Raw genomic sequence first — 3,187 nt, 5'->3', positions numbered from 1 at the left:
GATTTATCAAACGGTTTTGGACAGAGATAGGGGCATTTGTATATTCAAAGGTGAGTGTTGCAACCCAGTGGGTGATGAATTCTTTGTTGTTGTCGTTGTTACGCACAGTTCTGTAGTAACGCACTTGAGCGACATTTTCATTGATAAAGGAAATTGATTTTATTGTTATTGTAACGGTGGCGTTTTTATAAAGAAGTTGGGGACTTTGGGGATTTTTTGCTCCGTACCAACTAGCAAATCTTTCTCGTTCTTCAGGAGAAGAGAGGAGAGAGACGGTTTCGAAGTTATTTTGCGTTTCTTCTACGGCGAAACCTTCACGGGAGCGGACATATTTTGCGGCAAAATAGCGTGTGATTGCTTCGTCGACATTGGTGGGACCTTCTTTTAAGGCTTCCACAACTTCAACAATGCCGGTTGAATTGTCCACACGGATGACAAAAGGTTCCACGGTTTTAAGGGGTGTGAGGGTGATGACCGCGAGAGAAGACATTATTGCAACAGCAACGGCTATGCCGGCGATTGCAAGCGAGATGCGGGTGGTGCGGCGTGAGGCGAGCATGCGATCTTGATCGAACGAGCGTGCTTCAGCAATATATTGTTCTACGGCATTTTCTTTCATGCTTTTTGCCCGCAATTTTTGTAAGACTTCATTTCTTCGTCCGTTAATTTTTGTGCCAAAATCGTTTCAAGTTTGCTCTCTTTCACGGATGATTGTGTATTGCCACTTATGATAATAGATCTTGGAGTGGGCTTCTTCCCTTCCCAATTCCACATTGATCTGTTGAGTGGACGTTTAGAATATCCATCACACTTTGGGAGTGATTTCAGCGTGTTTGGTGAAGACATACAACCACTAAGAAAGAGAAATGGCAATATAATCCCAATTTTTTTAAAACCCCGCATTTGTGGTATTAACCTCCTCTAAATTTTGATGCCAAACCTCTTAGACCGCTAACACCAGAACGAGCGGCTGCAAGAGCACCACGTCCAGCTGCTCTACTAGAATGGTGAGCTAAATGTGTTGATCCTGCAAGAGATGCTCCTCCAGAAGCTAAAGCAGAGGCAATTCCGGGTAAATGAATGAAAAGATAAATGCCACCAGTTCCAATAATCAAAAATTGAATTACAGAAAACATGATATCTTTAACGTCACCTGAAAGGATATCTATAGCAAGACTTACATATACGTTACCAAGCAAAGTGACTAATACCTGCAAAATGATAAAGTTTGCGAGTTGTCCTAACCATGCTTCTGTAAAACGTCTTGTCGTTGAGAACATATAAAGGCTTATGAAGAGTGGTCCAACCGATAGGACAAGAAATGAACCAAGTTTAGCAAACATTGTGACGATAAAGCCAATGGTGCTAAAAAAAGAAGCAATCAATAAACAGAGTAAACCAGCAACCCAATTAACAATATACTTCCCCGTATCATACCATGCTGTATACTGATTTGCTGCATCAAAAACATGTGCAGAAGCATGTTTCATCATATTGTCCCAGACATTTTTATCTGAACTTGCTCCTTGGGTGGCATTTGCAATGGCATTAGGGAGATCAGTGAAAAATATGTCTTTGATCCAAGCATTATATTGAGAGGCTTTTGTCGTAAGTGTAACAACGATAGCAAGTTTTACAGTTGTCGCTATAAAATCCCATAAAGGCATAGAAGAACGCCCATACATAGTGTTGTAACCTATAAATGCAATATAGATTATACAAGCCGCTTGAAGAGGAACAGATAAAGCGCCTGAAAGATTACTAATGGTTTTATCCATTAAGTCCCCAAGAGTATTCATTAGACGTTTATCTATATCACTGTATGTTGGAATGTAATTTAGTACCGACATTGGGTATCCATTTTATTATTTTTTGTAAAAACAATTATTGAGCATTTCTTTCAGCTGCTTCTTTCTCTTTTTGTTTGGCTTTAGCGCGGTCTTTTGCTTCTCGTTCTTTTCACCTTTTATTTATTTCCTCTAGAGCTTTTTCGTAATTTTCGTCAGCTTTTTTGCGTTCTTCAGTTTCAAGTTCCTTAGCGGCTTGTCGCACATTTTGACAATTTTTCGAATTATCAGAAGCCCCACACTTCCATTGAAACTCTCTTATTAAGCTTTCATTTTTTTTAAATTCTTCTACGCTGTAAGTTTTTTCGCAACCAGCGGTGAGCAGCCCTGTGCAAAGCAGCAATGTTGTTATGATGATCTTGTTCATATTCAATTCCCTCTTTTTAATTTTTAATGACCACGGATTTTTTTTGCATAGTCTTGATATCTTTTACTAGTTTCTTCTCTAGAACGAATAATTTCAGCTTCCTGTTGAGCTTGCTGAATCATAGAGGTGGCTTGTGTTTGTAAAGCCTCTGCTTGTAATATTGCTTGTATAGCTGCTAATTGTGTTTGAGCATCTTGAACTTCAGCAGCGGTTTTAGCATTTTTCAGTTTTTCAATAATCTTACTAATGGCTTCTTTCTTTTTATCGGCATCTTCGTAAACAGCTTGCCCTGTTGCTGCTTGTCCTACATTGCGATTGTGCAATTTTTCCACTTCTTGCTTGTAAAAGGCATCAACGGCTTCTTTTGATCCACCACCACCCGATGGTTCTTTATATAAAAGTTTTTCTTTCCATTTTTCAGTGTTTCTGCTACCACCCCCGGTGCCATCTATTGATTGTTCTAAATGATTAAAATCAGAGGGGAGAGCAGCATTATTCCCTTGTTTGTTGAGCAATTCTTGAAGAGCGGATAAATCAGGTTTTCCATTTAAGGAACTATATAATTGTTTTGCTTGATCGAGTTGGCTCTTTAATTGCTCAAGCTGTTGTTTGCCTTGTTGAATTTGTTCTTGCAATTTGTTAAGTTGCTGTGTGCCTTGCTGGACTTGTTTCATTATTTGTCCAACAGCCGCGGGATCATATACCATGATAGCAAAGGCATTTGTTTGAAAGCCAAATGAAGCTGCACAGACGGCTGTTGCCAATAAAAGTTTTTTCATTGTTTTGACCTTTCTTGAAAAATAGGAAGCCATTTTTCTGGAGATTGTCCAACTTCATCCATAATGGTTTCTAGGAGTTCAATATTCTTGGTGGTGCCACTTAAAATGGCTATTTCATCATCAAAGCCGCGTAAATTCAGTTCTGCTACAACTGAACTTTGCCCTTGTTTGATGAGAAAACGCCGTGACTCACG

The 3,187-nt window shown here is 39.3% G+C and carries 6 protein-coding genes; all 6 read right to left on the bottom strand.

What is annotated here, in order from left to right:
- Nucleotides 1–619 (bottom strand): virB8 family protein (locus PVV60_RS09865; protein ID WP_273724596.1); only part of this gene is annotated, 619 nt, incomplete at its 3' end.
- Complete coding sequence (locus PVV60_RS09860) at nucleotides 616–903, bottom strand: type IV secretion protein VblB7 (RefSeq protein WP_273724595.1); 288 nt, start codon at nucleotides 901–903, stop codon at nucleotides 616–618. The genes PVV60_RS09865 and PVV60_RS09860, both read right to left, overlap by 4 nt.
- Before the next feature lie 8 nt (nucleotides 904–911).
- On the bottom strand, nucleotides 912–1,850 hold the full coding sequence (locus PVV60_RS09855) for a type IV secretion system protein (protein WP_273724594.1): 939 nt from the start codon (nucleotides 1,848–1,850) through the stop codon (nucleotides 912–914).
- 109 nt (nucleotides 1,851–1,959) lie between these two features.
- Nucleotides 1,960–2,214 carry an EexN family lipoprotein gene (locus PVV60_RS09850; protein ID WP_342752805.1) on the bottom strand — a complete coding sequence of 85 codons (255 nt, stop codon included), beginning with the start codon at nucleotides 2,212–2,214 and terminating at the stop codon, nucleotides 1,960–1,962.
- Nucleotides 2,215–2,237: 23 nt separating this feature from the next.
- On the bottom strand, nucleotides 2,238–2,993 hold the full coding sequence (locus PVV60_RS09845; protein ID WP_273724593.1) for a type IV secretion system protein: 756 nt from the start codon (nucleotides 2,991–2,993) through the stop codon (nucleotides 2,238–2,240).
- The coding region (locus PVV60_RS09840) for a hypothetical protein (RefSeq protein ID WP_273724464.1) at nucleotides 2,990–3,187 on the bottom strand (198 nt) is incomplete at its 5' end. The genes PVV60_RS09845 and PVV60_RS09840, both read right to left, overlap by 4 nt.

The sequence above is a fragment of the Bartonella sp. AU18XJBT genome, assembly GCF_028618595.1.
Taxonomy (GTDB): domain Bacteria; phylum Pseudomonadota; class Alphaproteobacteria; order Rhizobiales; family Rhizobiaceae; genus Bartonella.
This window is presented reverse-complemented; position numbering and strand designations above follow the sequence as displayed.